Source organism: Pseudomonas sp. MYb185, from assembly GCF_002979975.1.
Classification (GTDB): domain Bacteria; phylum Pseudomonadota; class Gammaproteobacteria; order Pseudomonadales; family Pseudomonadaceae; genus Halopseudomonas.
This window is the reverse complement of the sequence record NZ_PCQD01000001.1, coordinates 496,023-513,045: the sequence shown is the minus strand read 5'-3', so window position 1 is coordinate 513,045 and position 17,023 is coordinate 496,023. Positions and strand designations below refer to the sequence as shown.

The following is a 17,023-nucleotide window of genomic DNA, read 5'->3' as shown; positions in this document are numbered from 1 at the left end:
AATAGCTGAGGAAGACTAGATGAACGTATTGATTATCGGCAGTGGCGGGCGTGAGCACGCACTGGCGTGGAAAGTGGCGCAGGATGAGCGCGTCGAGAAGGTGTTTGTAGCCCCCGGCAACGCCGGCACCGCGATCGAGGCCAAGTGCGAGAACCTTGCCATCGATGTGCTGGAACTGGACAAGCTGGCCGACTTCGCCGCCGCCAACGTCGCCCTGACCATCGTCGGTCCGGAAGCGCCGCTGGTCGCCGGTGTGGTCGACCTGTTCCGCGAGCGCGGCCTGAAGTGCTACGGCCCGACCGCTGGCGCGGCCCAGCTGGAAGGCTCCAAGGCCTTCACCAAGGACTTTCTGGCCCGCCACGCGATTCCCACTGCGGATTACGCCAACTTCACCGAAGTCGAGCCGGCCCTGGCCTACCTGCGCGAAAAAGGTGCTCCGATCGTGATCAAGGCCGATGGTCTGGCCGCCGGCAAGGGCGTGATCGTTGCCATGACCCTGGCCGAAGCTGAAGCTGCGGTGCGTGACATGCTCGCCGGCAATGCCTTCGGTGCGGCTGGCTCGCGGGTGGTGATCGAAGAGTTCCTGGATGGCGAGGAAGCCAGCTTCATCGTCATGGTCGACGGCGAACATGTGCTGCCAATGGCCACCAGCCAGGATCACAAGCGCGTCGGCGATGCCGACACCGGCCCCAATACCGGTGGCATGGGTGCCTACTCCCCGGCACCGGTGGTGACCGATGCGGTGCACCAGCGGGTCATGGACGAGGTCATCTGGCCGACCGTGCGCGGCATGGCGGCCGAAGGCAACGTCTATACCGGCTTCCTGTATGCTGGCCTGATGATCGACCAGAGCGGCGCCCCCAAGGTCATCGAGTTCAACTGCCGCTTCGGCGATCCGGAAACCCAGCCGATCATGCTGCGTCTGCAGAGCAGTCTGGTGGAGCTGGTGGAAGCCGCGCTGGACGGCACACTGGACCGCGCCGAGGCCAGCTGGGATCCGCGTCCCAGCCTGGGTGTGGTGCTGGCGGCTGGTGGTTATCCCGGCGACTACACCAAGGGCCATGCCATCAGTGGCCTGGACCAGGCGGTCAGTGCCGATGGCAAGGTATTCCATGCCGGCACCGCGCTGCAGGATGGCCAGGTGGTCACCCAGGGCGGGCGGGTGCTGTGCGCTACCGCGCTGGGCGAAAACGTCAAGGCAGCCCAGCAGGGTGCCTACGAGCTGGCCCGGAAAATCAGCTGGGATGGCTGCTTCTACCGCTCGGATATTGGCTACCGCGCGATCCAGCGAGAAGCCTGAGCGGCGAGCCCGCCGGCCAGGGACTCGGCCGGCGGTTCAGTCCGCCGGCGGCCAATGTCATCCGGCCAGCCCTTGCGCTTGGCAGGGCGGCTCCGCAGAATAGCCGCTCAGGGATTGCCCAGGGACAGGACATACACAGTGAAGCGAACACTCAGATCGTGGTTCGGCAGCCTGATCGGCCTTAGCCTGCTGGTCGTCAGCATGTGGGCTCATGGCAGCGCCACGGGCTACCAGACCTTCGTCGACACCGGCGGCCAACTGGGTCTCAATGACATTCTGTCCAACCGCTACGCCAACCTGTTCGTTCCCAATGCCGAAGGCCCGCTGAAAATTCCGGGGGGCGGCTCCGCATTGTGGGTACAGGTACCGCTGGAACACCGGAACACCTACCTGCTGGAACTGCACAACCCGACCATCGCCCGTATCAACGTGTACCTGCTAAGGGACGGTCTGCTGCGCACCAGCCATTCCGCTGGTACCACCGATACCCGCAGCAGCATGCCGCTGCCCCATGGCGGCTTCGCCTTTCCGATCAATGTGCATGACAACAGCCGACAAAAGCTGCTGGTGCGGCTGCAGAACGACTATCCGCTGAGCACCCATGTCAGTCTGGTACCACTGAGCGAGGCGAGCAAGATCCACACCCGCCACCAGGCCCTCCAGGGAATGCTGGTCGGCCTGCTGCTGGCCCTGGCATTGAACTGTCTGTTGCAGGGTCTGCTGCGGCGCGACCCATTGCACCTGCTGATGGCCATCAGCGCCCTGCTATTCAGCCTCAGCAGTCTCAGCAGCATCGGCTGGGCACTGCATAACTGGGACTTCCTGCATGGCCAGACCGGCATTCTGCTGAGCCTGTCGGCCTTCGTGGTGCTCGCCGCGACACTGCAGGGCCTGCATCCGGTACTGGGCACGACGGGCGATCACAGCGAGCGCATCGCCATCCTGGTCGCTGGGGCTCTGCTGTTGCTGCTCAGCATCGCCCAGCCAGCAATGGCTCAGGCCATCCTGTCGGTGGTGCGGATCGGCCTGCCGTTGACCATGCTGGGCCTGACCGTCATCACCCTGCTTCGGCGCGAGCCGATCGATCATCTGTTTTTCGCCGGCACCCTGATGCTGATCGCCAGCTGGCTGCTGGAGCAGATCTACGGTGTGCAGCCACATGTCCTGCACCAGCATCTCGCTGACCTGCTGCTCTGGGGAGCCCTGCTGTGCTATGCCTGGAGCCTGTACTGCCGACTGCGGCGCAATACCTTGAAGCAGATCAGCCAGCGTCATGCCGAAACCTCCTTTCTCGCCCAGCGCAGCGCCAGGGCGCGGTTCCTGGCGCGTATCAGCCATGAAATCCGCACTCCGATGAATGGCGTGCTGGGCATGTCGGAACTGCTGCTCGATACTGCGCTGTCCGCCAAACAGCGTGATTATGTGCAGACCATTCACAGCTCGGGCAATGATCTGCTCAACCTGATCAACGACATTCTCGACCTGTCACGCCTGGAATCCGGGCAACTGACTCTGGACAACCTGCGTTTCGATCTGCACTCGCTGATCGAGGACTGCCTGGAAAGCTGTCGTCACCGGCTCAGCAACCAGCCGATCGAGCTGATCAGCTTCGTGCATCCGGATGTGCCGCGCATGATGGAAGGTGACCCGGCACGCCTGCGGCAGGTCATCATGAGCCTGCTGAGCAATGCCATGCTCAATACCGATGAGGGCGAGATCCTGCTGGTGGCGGCGCTGGAAAGCCAGGCGCCAGAACATTCGCTGCTGCGTTTCGCGGTTCAGGACACCGGGCATGGCATGGCTGCCGACGCCCGCAGCAGCCTGCTCGAGGAGGCTGTTCCCAGCGAGCTGCTGGTGGACATGATCGAGCGGCAAGGGCAACTGTCGCTGTATATCTCGCAACGATTGATTCGCATGATGCAGGGCCAACTGGGGATCAAGGACAGCCCCGGCGAAGGCACCACTGTGTGGGTGATGCTGCCGGCGCCCTTCTTTGACAGCCCAGCCGGAGTCGACCAGCAGGGCCACTGCCTGATCGACCGCAGCATCCTGATCGTCGATGACAACGCCACCTGCCGCAAGGTCCTGCAGCAGCAGGCCAGCGCCTGGCAGATGATTCCCCGGACCGCCTCCAGCGGCCGCGAAGCGCTGGCCATCCTGCGGGCCCAGGCCAACCTGGACAGCCCCTTCGACATTCTGCTGGTGGATCAATCCATGCCTGGCATGAGCGGCCTGGAGCTGGCCAGCAAGATCAAGGATGACCCCATCATCAGCAACGATCTGCTGATCATCATGCTTACCGGCATCAACCAGTTGCCCAGCCGCATCGTGGCACGCAACGCCGGCATCCGCCGGGTATTGAACAAGCCAGTCTCCGGTTCTACCCTGCGGGCCACACTGATCGATGAGTGGCAGCAGCACAGCACCCGCTGCAGTTCCCCAGCCGTGGCTGAGGAGCCGCGCGCCGAGCAGCTCGAGGGCACCTTCCAGGTGCTGGTGGCCGAGGACAATGCGGTATCCAGCCGGGTGATCCTCGGCATGCTGGCCAAGCTGAAGATCGCCTGCGACTCGGTGGAGAATGGCAGCAAGGCCGTGGAAGCGGTCAAGCAGGGGCATTACGATCTGGTACTGATGGATTGCGAAATGCAGGAAATGGACGGCTTCACCGCCACCGAGCAGATTCGCCGGTGGGAACAGCAGCATGCGCTGGCGCCAGTGCCGATCATCGCCCTCACCGCGCATATCCTGCCCGAGCATCGTGAACGGGCGCGGCTGGCTGGCATGGATGGACATATGGCCAAGCCGGTCGAACTGGCTCAGCTCAGGGCTCTGCTGGACTACTGGATGGAACGCCGCACCCCGCACCCCCGAGAGGGCTGAAACTGCGCCTGCGCTATGCCAGCAGCTAGCAGCAATCCCGAACCCGTCGTCGCGCAGGCGCGCGACAACCCAAAACAGTGGGGTGTAGCGCGCCTGCGCTACGCCTGCAGCTTCGCAGTAACACCGAACCTGTCGTCGAGCGGGTGCTCGACAACCCAAAACATGGGGTGTAGCGCACCTGCGCTACGCCTGCAGCTTCGCAGTAACACCGAACCTGTCGTCGAGCGGGCGCTCGACAACCCAAAACAGTGGGGTGTAGCGCGCCTGCGCTACGCCTGCAGCTTCGCAGCAATCCCGAACCCGTCGTCGAGCGGGTGCTCGACAACCCAAAACAGTGGGGTGTAGCGCACCTGCGCTACGCCTGCAGCTTCGCAGTAACACCGAACCTGTCGTCGAGCGGGTGCTCGACAACCCAAAACAGTGGGGTGTAGCGCGCCTGCGCTACGCCTGCAGCTTCGCAGCAACCTCGAACCTGTCGTCGAGCGGGTGCTCGACAACCCAGAACGGGGTGTAGCGCGCCTGCGCTACGCCTGCAGCTTCGCAGCAACCTCGAACCTGTCGTCGAGCGGGTGCTCGACAACCCAGAACGGGGTGTAGCGCGCCTGCGCTACGCCTGCAGCTTCGCAGCAACCTCGAACCTGTCGTCGAGCGGGTGCTCGACAACCCGGTACTCAGCCGACGCTGACCTCTTCTGTGCCGGCGCCGCTGCTGGCGGCGGCATAGCTGACCAGCAGACTGTGGACTATGGTTCTGATCGACATGACAGTTCCTCCTGTTGAACTGTCCCTATGCTGCCTCAGCGCCATACCCGCGGCCATTGGAGTTTATCAATGGCCGCCATAGGCATTTCAACGCGCCGGGCGATTGCCACCGGGGCGACGCTTGGTCTTGCCCGCACCGGTGTCGCGGGGCGGCAGACCGGTGTGCTGGGTCAGCAGGCGCCCGCCCTTTCTGACGCCGGCCTGTGCATTACCCGGGCGGCGACCGCCCGGCATGCCTTCGACCGCCGGCTGGTAGGTGGGGATCAGATGATGCTTGCTGTTGCCGATCAGGTCACTGCGCCCCATCTCGGTCAGGGCCTCGCGCAACATCGGCCAGTTCTTCGCATCGTGATAGCGCAGGAATGCCTTGTGCAACCGGCGCTGACGCTCGCCCTTGACGATACCGACCGCCTCGCTCTTGTAGCCGATCTTGCGCAGCGGGTTCTTGCCCGAGTGATACATGGCGGTAGCGGTGGCCATCGGCGAGGGATAGAAGGCCTGCACCTGGTCAGCGCGGAAGCCATTGCGCTTGAGCCACAGCGCCAGGTTCATCATGTCCTCGTCGGTGGTACCGGGATGCGCAGCGATGAAATAGGGAATCAGGTACTGTTCCTTGCCCGCTTCCTTGGTGTACTTCTCGAACATCCGCTTGAAGGTATCGTAGGTGCCGATCCCCGGCTTCATCATCTTCGACAGCGGCCCTTCCTCGGTATGCTCGGGCGCGATCTTCAGGTAGCCGCCAACATGGTGGGTCACCAGTTCCTTGACGTACTCCGGCGAGCGTACCGCCAGATCGTAACGCAGCCCCGAGGCGATCAGGATGCGCTTGACCCCGGGCAGGTCGCGGGCCTTGCGATACAGCCCGACCAGGGACGAGTGATCGGTATTCAGGTTGTCACACACACCCGGCCAGACGCAGGATGGCTTACGGCAGGAAGCCTCGATCTCCGGGCTCTTGCAGGCCAGCCGGTACATGTTGGCGGTCGGCCCACCGAGGTCGGAAATGGTCCCGGTAAAGCCCGGCACCTTGTCGCGGATTTCCTCGATCTCATTGAGGATCGACTCGTGCGAGCGGCTCTGGATGATGCGCCCCTCATGCTCGGTGATCGAGCAGAAGGTACAACCACCGAAGCAGCCGCGCATGATGTTCACCGAGAAGCGGATCATGTCATAGGCGGGAATCTTCGCATCACCATAGGCCGGGTGCGGGACGCGCGCATAGGGCAGCCCGAACACGTAGTCCATTTCCTCGGTGCTCAGGGGAATGGGTGGCGGATTGAACCACACGTCCCGCTCGCCGTGACGCTGTACCAGCGCCCGGGCATTGCCGGGGTTGGTTTCCAGGTGCAGCACCCGATTGGCATGGGCATACAGCACCGGATCGTTGCGCACCTTCTCGTAGGATGGCAGGCGGATGACCGTGCGGTCCCGCTCCAGGCGCGGATGGTGCAGCAGCTCGACCACCTGCACCTCGCCATCGCCCTGCGGCGGTTCGTCCTTGCCCTGTTCGACGGCACAGGCGGCCGTGTCCTGGGTGTTGACGTAGGGGTTGATGATCTTGTCGATGCGCCCGGGACGGTCCACCCGGGTCGAGTCCAGCTCGAACCAGCCCTCGGGTGTGTCCTTGCGAATGAAGGCGGTACCGCGGATATCGGTCAGGTTACCGACCTCCTCCCCCCGGCTCAGGCGCTGGGCCACTTCCACCACGGCGCGCTCGGCGTTGCCGTAGATCAGGATGTCGGCCTTGGTATTGATCAGCAACGAAGGCCGGACCTTGTCCTGCCAGTAGTCATAATGAGCAATGCGCCGCAGCGATGCCTCGATCCCGCCAAGGATGATGGGCACATCCTTGTAGGCTTCGCGGCAGCGCTGACAATAGGACAGGCTGGCCCGATCCGGGCGCTTGCCGGCCTTGCCGCCAGCGGTGTATGCATCGTCGGAACGGATCTTGCGATCGGCGGTGTAGCGGTTGATCATCGAGTCCATGTTACCGGCCGCCACCCCGAAAAACAGGTTCGGCTTGCCCAGCTTCATGAAGTCGTCCTTGCTCTGCCAGTCCGGCTGGCTGATCATGCCGACGCGGAACCCCTGGGCCTCGAGCAGGCGGCCGATGATGGCCATGCCGAAGGACGGATGGTCGACGTAGGAATCACCGGTGACGATGATGATGTCGCAGCTGTCCCAGCCGAGCTGATCCATTTCCTCGCGGCTCATCGGCAGGAATGGTGCCGGGCCGAAGCACTCGGCCCAGTAGCGGGGATAATCGAACAGGGGCCGTGCCCTGGGCATGCTGAGCGCCATGAGTTACTCCTCCCCGTAGCCCTGGTAGGAACCGGGCGCAAGGTTCTCGAATCGGGTGAATTTGCCCATGAAGGCCATGCGGCAGGTGCCGATCGGGCCGTTACGGTGCTTGCCGATGATCAGTTCGGCGATGCCCTTGTCCTGGGTATCGGGGTGATAGACCTCATCCCGGTAGACGAACATGATCACGTCGGCGTCCTGCTCGATGGCGCCGGATTCACGCAGGTCCGAGTTGATCGGGCGCTTGTTCGGGCGCTGCTCCAGCGAGCGGTTGAGCTGCGACAGCGCCACCACCGGTACGTTGAATTCCTTGGCCAGCGCCTTGAGCGAGCGGGAAATCTCGGAAATCTCGTTGGTACGGTTTTCCGAGGAGGCACCGCCGATACGCATCAATTGCAGGTAATCGATCATGATCAGCGACAGGTCGCCGTGTTCGCGCACCACGCGCCGCGCACGGGCACGCATCTCCATGGGCGACAGGCCGGCGGTGTCATCGATGAACAGCTTGCGGTCGTTGAGCAGGTTCACCGCCGAGGTCAGGCGCGGCCAGTCATCGTCATCCAGGCGCCCGGAGCGGACCTTGGTCTGGTCGATACGCCCCAGCGACGACAGCATACGCATGATCAGCGACTCACCGGGCATCTCCAGCGAGAACACCAGGCAGGCCTTGTCACTGCCCAGCACCGCGTTTTCCACCAGGTTCATGGCGAAGGTGGTCTTGCCCATGGAGGGCCGTCCGGCGACGATGATCAGGTCCGCCGGTTGCAGGCCGGAGGTCATTCCATCCAGCTCGGTGAAACCGGTGGACAGGCCGGTGATCGAGCCTTCGCTGTTGAACAGCGTGTCGATACGATCGATGGCCTTGGTCAGCAGGGTATTGACCGATTCCGGACCGCCGGTCTTGGGGCGGCTCTCGGCGATGGCGAAGATCTTGCGCTCGGCCTCGTCCAGCACTTCGTTGGGTTGCATGCCCTTGGGGTTGAACGCGGTATCGGTGATCTCGGTGCTGACGCTGATCAACTGGCGCATGGTTGCGCGCTCACGGATGATCTGCGCATAGGCACTGATGTTGGCCGCCGACGGCGTGTTCTTCGCCAACTGGCCGAGATAGGCCAGCCCGCCCACCTGGTCGATCAGACCCTCGCGATCCAGATCCTCGGCCAGGGTGACCACGTCGAACGGCTGGTTGCGCCCGGCCAGGCGTACCAGTGCACGGAAGATCAGGCGGTGGTCATGGCGATAGAAATCGGTCTCGCTGACCAGTTCGGCGATCCGCTCCCAGGCGCTGTTTTCCAGCATGACACCACCGAGCACTGCCTGCTCGGCCTCGATCGAATGCGGTGGAATCTTCAATGCGGTGGTCTGCAGATCCAACTCGGGACGCTCGGCGTAAATCTGATCACTCATCGGTTACAGGCTCGAATCCTGGATTGGCGGGCTTCACAAACAACAACACGGCGCCTGTCGGGGACAAGCGCCGTGCTGGCAAGTCTAACCGCTAAACCTGCGCAAATCACCCGATCGCGACCACAGGTCGGGACCGGGTGACAGGTCTTGCAGTTGCGGGAGTGCCGCTTAGCCGGCGACAACCACCAGCTTGACGGTAGCTTCCACGTCGGTGTGCAGGTGCACAGCCACGTCGAACTCACCGACAGTGCGCAGCGGGCCTTCAGGCAGGCGCACTTCGCTTTTTTCCAGCTCAACGCCAGCGGCGGTCACGGCATCAGCGATGTCGCGAGTACCGATGGAACCGAACAGCTTGCCTTCCTCACCAGCGTTGGCGCTGATGGTGACGGTCAGATCGGCCAGCTTGGCTGCGCGGGCTTCAGCCTCGGCAGTCTTCTCGGCAGCGATCTTTTCCAGCTCAGCGCGACGCGCTTCGAAGGCTTCGATGTTGGCGGCGGTAGCCGGGGTTGCCTTACCGAACGGCAACAGGAAATTGCGAGCGTAGCCAGACTTGACGGCGACCTTGTCGCCCAGGCTACCCAGATTCGCGATCTTTTCGAGCAGGATAACTTCCATTGCGATGACCTCTTTGAATTCAACCTTGGCTGTTCGAGTCGTCATCATCACGCGGGCCTGAGGGCGGCCGCATGCGTGAGCGAAAGTCGAACAAGCTATCTACAAATGCCAAAAACACAATCAGGGGGTAGGCGAACCGAATGAACAGGACAAACAGCACATAACTCCCGATCATCCAGCCTGAACCCAGATTCTTGATGCCAGCCACACCATGCAGCAGGGCAAACCCGGCGACCAGCAGCGGCACACTCGCCACCGGCGACAGCAGGGCCAACTGCGGCCATTGCGGCGCCAGCATCACCACGATCAGCAAGCCGATGCTCGCCAGCGGTGATAGACGCAGCTGATGAAACTCCTGGCGAAAACCACCCGGATTGTACAACCGGGCCTGCCAGGAGCGTCCGATCATCAGGCTGAGCAGGACCATCAGCATATGCATGGCCCCCATCACCCCGCCGAGCACCGGAATCATCAGCTCATCGAGCCGTGACAGCAGCGCTGCCCTGGCTGCCTCGTCGAGCTGCACGCCCATTTGCCCGAGCAGCTCCGGCAACATCTCCCGGAAGCTGGAGGCCAGGGCCTGCAAGGGCTCGCCAAGAGCCATCAGCAGGGCCAGAGCGAATACCACGCCCATCGGCACAGCCAGCAGCAGCACGCGAACCCAGTCATTGTGCTGGCGCAATACCACCGCCAGACCGGCGCTGCCGAGCATGACCAGCAAGGGCGTCAGATCCCCGAGAAGGGACCAGACCAGTGCCGGCAACATGCCCCACACAAGAATCGGTAACGCTTCCGACAACCCACGGCGCAGGATAACCAGCGCCAGAGCTGCCGCACTGAACCAGAACAGCAGTGGTATGGCCGCGGCGATCGCTACTGCAAGAGTAGCCTCTCTGCGACCGCGCATGATGTATTCAGCCAGACCACGCATAGCGGTTCAGTATCCCCTGATTACGGGTTTGAGCTGCTACTCAGCGACCGTGACTGTCGGTGTAGGGCAGCAGGGCCAGGTAGCGGGCGCGCTTGATGGCGACAGCCAGCTGACGCTGGTACTTGGCCTTTGTACCGGTGATACGGCTGGGTACGATCTTGCCGGTTTCGGTGATATAGGCCTTCAGGGTGTTGAGATCCTTGTAATCGATCTCTTTAACGCCTTCAGCGGTGAAACGGCAGAACTTTCTGCGACGGAAAAAACGTGCCATGGCAGCGTCTCCTTTAACTGGAATGGGAACCGAAAAACTTACTCGTCGTCACCGGCGTCGGTGTCGTTGCTGTCATCAGCATCGTTACCAGCGTCGTTGTCGTCTTCAGAACGCTCGCGGCGCTCACGGCGCTCACCACGACCAGTGTCTTCAGGCTTGAGCATGTCGGACTGTTCGGTGACGGCTTCGTCACGACGGATGACCATGTTGCGAATGACCGCGTCGTTGTAACGGAAGTTTTCAGTCAGCTCTTCCAGTGCCTTGGCGCTGCACTCGACGTTGAGCATGATGTAGTGAGCCTTGTGGATCTTGTCGATCGGGTAAGCCAGTTGACGGCGGCCCCAATCTTCCAGACGGTGAATCTTGCCGCCGTCTTCTTCGATCAGCTTGGTGTAACGCTCAACCATCGCGTTAACCTGCTCACTTTGGTCCGGGTGAACCAGAAATACGATTTCGTAATGACGCATTAGGTGCTCCTTACGGGTTATAGCCAGCCACCCAAAATGGTCTGGCAAGGAGTAGAACTCAGGTTTGGGGCGGCCATTCTAGAGAAGCGGCCCGGAACTGGCAAGGAAAAGCGGGAGTGCAACCGGAAACAGGGTATTTCCGGCTTAGGAAACGTCTTTTGTCAGGGCCTGCAAGGAACAGGTTGGCCGGCAGGGCCGTGCCGACACGCCGTGAACCCATCCCTGGGGGCTCGCGGTTGCCATCCATGGCAACCGACGGTCGGCCCAACCCTGCCGGCCAACCTGTTCCACAAAGTTTTGCGCTGCGGATGGTTTCAAACCCTCAGCCACACCAATGCCTGTACCTTTGCGCCGGGAGCGGCCTGCCTGCGACCGTTTGATGCCAGGGATGGCATCAACGAGCCTACAGGGATGTATTTACGGCGTGTCGCAGGCAGGCCGCTCCCGGTGCAAAGAACGCTCGGAGCATGATTAAGCGAGAATCCCGGCAGTACGCTGACGCACCGCCTCGAACAGACAGACGCCCGCCGCTACCGAGACATTCAGACTGCTGACCCCGCCCGCCATCGGCAGCTTGGCCAGAAAATCACAATGTTCACGGGTCAGGCGGCGCATGCCGGCACCTTCGGCACCCATGACGATGACCGTGGGCACGGTCAGGTCGATCTGGTACAGCAACTGCTGCGCCTCGCCCGCGGTGCCGACAACCCACAATCCGCGCTGCTGCAACTGCTTGAGGGTGCGCGCAAGGTTGGTCACCGCCACCAGCGGCACGGTTTCGGCAGCGCCACAGGCCACCTTGCGTACGGTGGGCGACAGACTGGCGGAGCGATCCCGGGGAATGATCACCGCCTGCGCGCCCGCCGCATCGGCGCTGCGCAGACAGGCACCGAGGTTGTGCGGATCGGTGACGCCATCGAGCACCAGCAGCAATGGCACGCCTTCATGTCGATCCAGCAGATGGCCGAGCATCTCCTCGGACCATAGCTGACTGGGCGTCACCGCAGCGACCACTCCCTGATGCACCCCGCCACCAGCCAACCGCTCCAGCTCCTCCGGCAGCACCCGATCGCTGTCGATGGACTCGGCAGCCGCCAGCTCCAGCACCGCCTGCATGCGTGCATCCAACCGACCGCGCTGCACGATCAGCCGCTTTACCCGTTTCGGGGATTGCTCCAGCATGGCCTGCACCGCGTGCAGGCCATAGATGTATTCCAGCTCACTCATGAATGCTTCAACTGCCCGTCAATTGGTCTTGCGCTTGCGCGGAGCCGATGGTTTCTTGCCGGCTGGCTTCTGCTCGGTGGCACCGCGCTTGGCGCCAGTGCGGCCAGCGGCTGGAGCCGGCTTGCCGTCCCGCCCTCTTGCCGGCGGCTTGCCCGACTTCGGCTTACTGCCCGGACGCGCACCTGCCTGCGCCTTGCGCGCCTCGCTCAGCAGCTTCTCGCGCACCGCGCGGCTGTCATTGGCATTCGCCGTCACAGGCCGATCGGAGGCCATCTCGAAGTCGATCTTGCGCTCATCCAGATCCACCCGCACCACCTGCACCCGGATCGAGTCACCCAGGCGGAAGGTACGGCCGGCACGCTCACCGACCAGACTGTGATGCACCGCGTCGAAATTGTAGTAATCGGCCGGCAAGGCAGTGATGTGCACCAGGCCTTCGACGTAGATATCGGTCAATTCGACGAACAGGCCGAAGCCGGTCACCGCCGTTACCAGGCCATCGAAGTTCTCACCGACGCGATCCTGCATGAACTCGCACTTGAGCCAGCTGACCACGTCCCGGGTCGCCTCGTCGGCGCGGCGCTCGTTCTGCGAGCATTGCTCACCCAGGCGCTCCAGCGCGGCCAGGTCATACGGGTAGACCGCCGCCTTGGGCAAGGTGCCGGCGCCACAACGCCGTACCAGATCGGTCTTCTTGCGCGAACGGATGACCGAACGGATGGCGCGGTGCACCAGCAGGTCGGGGTAACGCCGGATCGGCGAGGTGAAATGGGTATAGGCTTCGTAGTTCAGACCGAAGTGCCCGGCGTTGTGCGGGGTATATACCGCCTGGCTCAGCGAGCGCAGCATCACCGTCTGGATCAGCTGGGCATCGGGCCGGTCCTGCACCTTTTCCAGTACCGCGGCATAGTCCTCGGGGGTCGGATCGCCCTTCTTGCGGGTCAGAGACATGCCCATGGAACCGAGGAACTGGCGCAGGCGCTCGACCTTCTCCGGCTTGGGTCCGTCATGCACCCGATACAGGCCCGGGATTTCCAGGTCCTGCAGGAAGCGCGCGGTGGCCACGTTGGCGCACAGCATGCACTCCTCGATGATCTTGTGCGCATCATTGCGGGTAGTCGGCAGGATCTCGGTGATCTTGCGGTCCTCACCGAACAGCATGCGCGTCTCGGTGGTCTCGAAATCGATCGCGCCGCGCCCGTGGCGCGCCTTGGCCAGGGCCTTGTACAGGTCATACAGATTCTTCAGGTGCGGCAGCACCTCGGCATACTCGCTGCTCAGCGCCTTGCCTTCACGGCTGCGCGGGTGCTCCAGCATGCTGGACACCTTGTTGTAGGTCAGTCGCGCATGCGAATGGATCACTGCTTCGTAGAATTCGAAGTCGGTCAGCTCACCGTTCTTGGAGATGGTCATTTCGCAGACCATGGCCAGGCGGTCGACCTCCGGCATCAGCGAGCACAGGCCGTTGGAAATCGCCTCCGGCAGCATCGGGATGACTTCACTGGGGAAATACACCGAGGTGCCACGCAGCTCGGCTTCGGCATCCAGTTCCGAGCCCAGCGGCACGTAGTGGGAGACGTCGGCAATCGCCACGTACAGCTTCCAGCCACCGGCGAACAGGCGCCAGCCGCTGGCCTTGCGCGGTTCGCAATACACAGCGTCATCGAAATCGCGGGCGTCCTCGCCGTCGATGGTGACCAGCGGCAGATGTCGCAGATCGACCCGCTTGGCCTTGTCCTTCTCGACCACGTAGTCGGGCAGCTTCGCCGCTTCGTCCACCACTTCCTGCGGCCAGACGCTGGGGATATCGTAACTGCGCAGCGCCACTTCGATCTCCACGCCCGGCGCCATGTAGTCGCCGACCACTTCGATCACTTCACCCTGGGCCTGACGGCTCATGGTCGGCCAGTGGGTGATGCGCACCTCGACATACTGGCCCGATTTGGCCCCGCCGGCGCAGCCTGGCGGCACCAGCACTTCATGATTGATCCGGGCGCTGTCCGCCGCCACGTAGCCGATGCCGCCTTCTTCATAATAGCGACCGACCAGCAACTCATGGGCTCGCTCGATCACCTCGACAATCGCGCCCTCGCTACGGCCCCGGCGATCCACGCCGGTAACCCGACCGAGCACCCGGTCGCCATCGAATACCACGCGCATCTGCGATGGCCCGAGGAACAGGTCCTCACCGCCGTCGTCGGGCACCAGGAAGCCGAAGCCGTCACGGTGCCCCTGCACCCGACCGCTGATCAGGTCCAGCTTGTCCACCGGAGCATAGGCGCCACGCCGGGTATAGATCAGTTGGCCATCGCGCTCCATGGCGCGCAGGCGCCGGCGCAGGGCTTCGATCCCATCTTCGTCATTCAGCCCGAACTCCTGCTGCAACTGCGCCCGCGTCGCCGGCGCACCGCGCTCGGCCAACAGCTTGAGGATCAGTTCACGACTGGGGATGGGGTTGTCGTATTTTTCTGCTTCACGTTGCGCTGCTGGATCCAATTCGACCCAGCTGGCCGCATCAGCAGCGTTGCTCGATGCGGGCATCGAGACTTGAGGTTTGGTCTTTTTCGTCATAGACGCCTATTGAACCGCGAAACGCGATTTCTTGCACCATATTTCCCATGGGATAATTTTTTTGCAAACAGGGGTTTACAAGGTTTTTCCTGCTGCGTATCATTCGCGCCGTCAACACGACATCGGTTGCAGCGCGAGCCAAACAGGTTCAGCATAGCAGAGACGTCGAGATGACATGCCCAGGTGGTGAAATTGGTAGACACGCTAGCTTCAGGTGCTAGTGGCTTCACGGCCGTGGAAGTTCGAGTCTTCTCCTGGGCACCAATTCCGAAAACCGGACAGCCGTCCGGTTTTTTTAGTTGGACAGCAATGCCATGTCGGCATGATCTGCAAGCCTCCGTGCAACCGCAGATCGAATGACACGCCCAGGTGGTGAAATTGGTAGACACGCTAGCTTCAGGTGCTAGTGGCCTCACGGCCGTGGAAGTTCGAGTCTTCTCCTGGGCACCAATTCCGACGAAAGCCCCCGCCTATTGCGGGGGCTTTTTCGTTTCAGCGCCCCATCGCCCTCCTCATAAAGCAGCCCGCCTTCGCGACCAAAGGCTTATTGCCATCACTGCTCCAGGCTACCGATACTCCAACAGCTGAACGGGCCGGCCTCATCAGCACGGCCATATAGCAACGACTCCATAACAACAATGTCCAGGAGGGGCTCCATGGTCCGCGCAACGGCTGCCCGGCTGTTCTCTATTCTCATCCAGCTTGCGGTGGGTCTCTGGCTGGTCCTGCAGTTCGGTATGATCATCCTGCTGCCCATCGTGCTGCTGGGCATACTCCCCTGGCTGTCACTGCTACGGCGCAGCCCCGAGACCAGCGCCGTGACGCCCTCCGATCCCGCACTGACCGAGCTGGCTCGCCACCTTTCCCAGTCCACCAGCCGCAATGCCGTGGCAGCCGCCGAGGTCAGCTTCTCGGTAGAGCAACTGGCCGTCAGCATGACGTCACAACTGGCTGCCATCACCCAGGTTGCCGAAAATGCCGAACATATCGCCCACCAGGTGGAGAACACCTCACGCCACGCCGACACCGCTGATAGCGCTGCCGATGCCGCCACCAGTAGCAGCGAGACCGGCAAGCAGGCACTGGATCAGGCGGTAGCCGTCATCCAGGGACTGTCGCGCCAGGCCGACAGCAGCCTGGCCATGTTGACCCGGTTGAATGAAAAGGCCGGCACCATCGTGCAGGTCACCCAGGTGATCGACGATATCGCCAGCCAGACCAACCTGCTGGCACTCAATGCCGCCATCGAGGCTGCCCGGGCCGGGGAAATGGGTCGCGGGTTCGCCGTGGTCGCCGATGAAGTGCGTAACCTGGCGGCGCGTACGGCGACCTCCACCTCCGAGGTCGCCAGCATCATCGATGAAATGCACAAGGAAACCCAGCGGGTCACCGAGGGCATCGGTGCACTGGTCGGTCAGATCCAGACCAGCGTCGGCCTGATCGAACAGGCCAGTGACCAACTACTGGAAATCAACCGCAACGGCCAGGCGGTCAAGCGGGAAACCGCCCAGATCGCCGCCAGCAGCGCGGCCAACCGCGACCAGTTGAGCAGCCTGTCCTGTGCCGTGGAGCAGGTACGTGCCGATCTGGCAGGCAGCGACCAGCAGACCCGACGCCTGAATACCGAAGCCGACAACCTGGTGGAACTGGCCGAGCAGGTCAGCGAGATGCTCGCCGAGGTGGCGCTGGCTCCCTACCACCAGCGAGTTTATGACGCGGCATGCGCGGCTGCCGAGCAGATCGGTCACCAGTTCGAGCAAGACCTGGAACGGGGTCGCATCGGCCTGGAGGCACTGTTTGATCGCCAACTCATACCGATACCCGATACCCGTCCCCAGCGCTACAGCAGCCGTTTCGACCAATATACCGACAGCACCCTGCCGGCCATCCAGGAAGCGCTGCTGGATGACAACCCCAGCCTGATCTACGCCATCGCCATCACCCCCGCCGGCTATGTCCCCACCCACAACCAGGCCGTGAGTCGCCAGCCCACCGGGGATATCGAACATGACACCCGCTACTGCCGCAGCAAGCGCCTGTTCAATGACCAGGTCGGCGCGCGCTGCGGCAGTCACCAGCAGGCGTTGCTGCTGCAGACCTACAAGCGGGACACCAGCGAGGTGGTGCATGACCTTTCCGTCCCCATCCTGGTCAAGGGACGGCACTGGGGCGGTCTGCGGCTGGGATACCCTCCGGAGCACTGAGCCGCGCACCATACTGTAACCCTCGTCATTCTCGGCGCAGCCTCCTGAAAAATCTGTGCTTTTTCGTTCGTATCACCTAGTCTGACTG

10 protein-coding genes, 2 tRNA genes and 1 pseudogene are annotated in these 17,023 nt (G+C 62.7%); 5 read left to right on the top strand and 8 right to left on the bottom strand.

Translation table 11 applies throughout. The features are described 5' to 3' along the window. Positions 1-19: 19 nt before the first annotated feature. Both purD and CQ007_RS02300 read left to right on the top strand, forming a co-directional pair. On the top strand, positions 20-1,300 hold the full coding sequence (purD, locus tag CQ007_RS02305) for a phosphoribosylamine--glycine ligase (RefSeq protein ID WP_105643282.1): 1,281 nt from the start codon (positions 20-22) through the stop codon (positions 1,298-1,300). Positions 1,301-1,438: 138 nt separating this feature from the next. Beyond that, a complete protein-coding gene (locus CQ007_RS02300) occupies positions 1,439-4,180 on the top strand; it encodes a response regulator (RefSeq protein WP_158256705.1) in 2,742 nt (913 codons plus the stop codon). 887 nt (positions 4,181-5,067) lie between these two features. Here the strand turns inward: CQ007_RS02300 and CQ007_RS02295 are convergent. The 8 genes and pseudogenes from CQ007_RS02295 to rnr form a co-directional block, all read right to left on the bottom strand. Continuing rightward, positions 5,068-7,230 (bottom strand): annotated as a pseudogene (locus CQ007_RS02295) (YgiQ family radical SAM protein); the annotation flags it as partial. A 15-nt stretch (positions 7,231-7,245) separates the two neighbouring features. Next, positions 7,246-8,649, bottom strand: a complete 1,404-nt coding sequence (dnaB, locus tag CQ007_RS02290) for a replicative DNA helicase (protein ID WP_105643280.1) — start codon at positions 8,647-8,649, stop codon at positions 7,246-7,248. Between the two features lie 168 nt (positions 8,650-8,817). Then, positions 8,818-9,264: a 50S ribosomal protein L9 gene (rplI, locus tag CQ007_RS02285; RefSeq protein ID WP_105643279.1), complete on the bottom strand. Its 447-nt coding sequence runs from the start codon at positions 9,262-9,264 to the stop codon at positions 8,818-8,820. 19 nt (positions 9,265-9,283) lie between these two features. Then, complete coding sequence (locus CQ007_RS02280) at positions 9,284-10,171, bottom strand: hypothetical protein (RefSeq protein ID WP_256582168.1); 888 nt, start codon at positions 10,169-10,171, stop codon at positions 9,284-9,286. Positions 10,172-10,235: 64 nt separating this feature from the next. Next, on the bottom strand, positions 10,236-10,466 hold the full coding sequence (gene rpsR / locus CQ007_RS02275) for a 30S ribosomal protein S18 (protein ID WP_090536524.1): 231 nt from the start codon (positions 10,464-10,466) through the stop codon (positions 10,236-10,238). 38 nt (positions 10,467-10,504) lie between these two features. Further along, entirely contained in the window at positions 10,505-10,933 is a 429-nt protein-coding gene (gene rpsF, locus CQ007_RS02270; RefSeq protein ID WP_105643277.1) for a 30S ribosomal protein S6, read from the bottom strand. Positions 10,934-11,404: 471 nt separating this feature from the next. Further along, positions 11,405-12,160 (bottom strand): 23S rRNA (guanosine(2251)-2'-O)-methyltransferase RlmB, encoded by a 756-nt coding sequence (gene rlmB, locus CQ007_RS02265; RefSeq protein ID WP_105643276.1) that lies wholly within the window; start codon positions 12,158-12,160, stop codon positions 11,405-11,407. Between the two features lie 18 nt (positions 12,161-12,178). Continuing rightward, on the bottom strand, positions 12,179-14,701 hold the full coding sequence (gene rnr, locus CQ007_RS02260; RefSeq protein ID WP_105643275.1) for a ribonuclease R: 2,523 nt from the start codon (positions 14,699-14,701) through the stop codon (positions 12,179-12,181). A gap of 207 nt (positions 14,702-14,908) precedes the next feature. Here rnr and CQ007_RS02255 point away from each other — a divergent pair. The 3 genes from CQ007_RS02255 (at position 14,909) to CQ007_RS02245 (ending at position 16,935) form a co-directional block, all read left to right on the top strand. Beyond that, positions 14,909-14,995, top strand: a tRNA-Leu gene (locus CQ007_RS02255). A 99-nt stretch (positions 14,996-15,094) separates the two neighbouring features. Continuing rightward, positions 15,095-15,181 (top strand) — tRNA-Leu (locus CQ007_RS02250). Between the two features lie 188 nt (positions 15,182-15,369). Next, on the top strand, positions 15,370-16,935 hold the full coding sequence (locus CQ007_RS02245) for a methyl-accepting chemotaxis protein (protein ID WP_105643274.1): 1,566 nt from the start codon (positions 15,370-15,372) through the stop codon (positions 16,933-16,935). Positions 16,936-17,023: the final 88 nt, after the last annotated feature.

Bases quoted from the DNA above. Each gene is read 5' to 3' on its own strand.
- rplI (WP_105643279.1), bottom strand. From the start codon at position 9,264: ATGGAAGTTATCCTGCTCGAAAAGATCGCGAATCTGGGTAGCCTGGGC.
- rpsR (WP_090536524.1), bottom strand. From the start codon at position 10,466: ATGGCACGTTTTTTCCGTCGCAGAAAGTTCTGCCGTTTCACCGCTGAA.
- CQ007_RS02280 (WP_256582168.1), bottom strand. From the start codon at position 10,171: ATGCGCGGTCGCAGAGAGGCTACTCTTGCAGTAGCGATCGCCGCGGCC.
- CQ007_RS02245 (WP_105643274.1), top strand. From the start codon at position 15,370: ATGTCCAGGAGGGGCTCCATGGTCCGCGCAACGGCTGCCCGGCTGTTC.
- rnr (WP_105643275.1), bottom strand. From the start codon at position 14,701: ATGCCCGCATCGAGCAACGCTGCTGATGCGGCCAGCTGGGTCGAATTG.
- rlmB (WP_105643276.1), bottom strand. From the start codon at position 12,160: ATGAGTGAGCTGGAATACATCTATGGCCTGCACGCGGTGCAGGCCATG.
- dnaB (WP_105643280.1), bottom strand. From the start codon at position 8,649: ATGAGTGATCAGATTTACGCCGAGCGTCCCGAGTTGGATCTGCAGACC.
- rpsF (WP_105643277.1), bottom strand. From the start codon at position 10,933: ATGCGTCATTACGAAATCGTATTTCTGGTTCACCCGGACCAAAGTGAG.
- purD (WP_105643282.1), top strand. From the start codon at position 20: ATGAACGTATTGATTATCGGCAGTGGCGGGCGTGAGCACGCACTGGCG.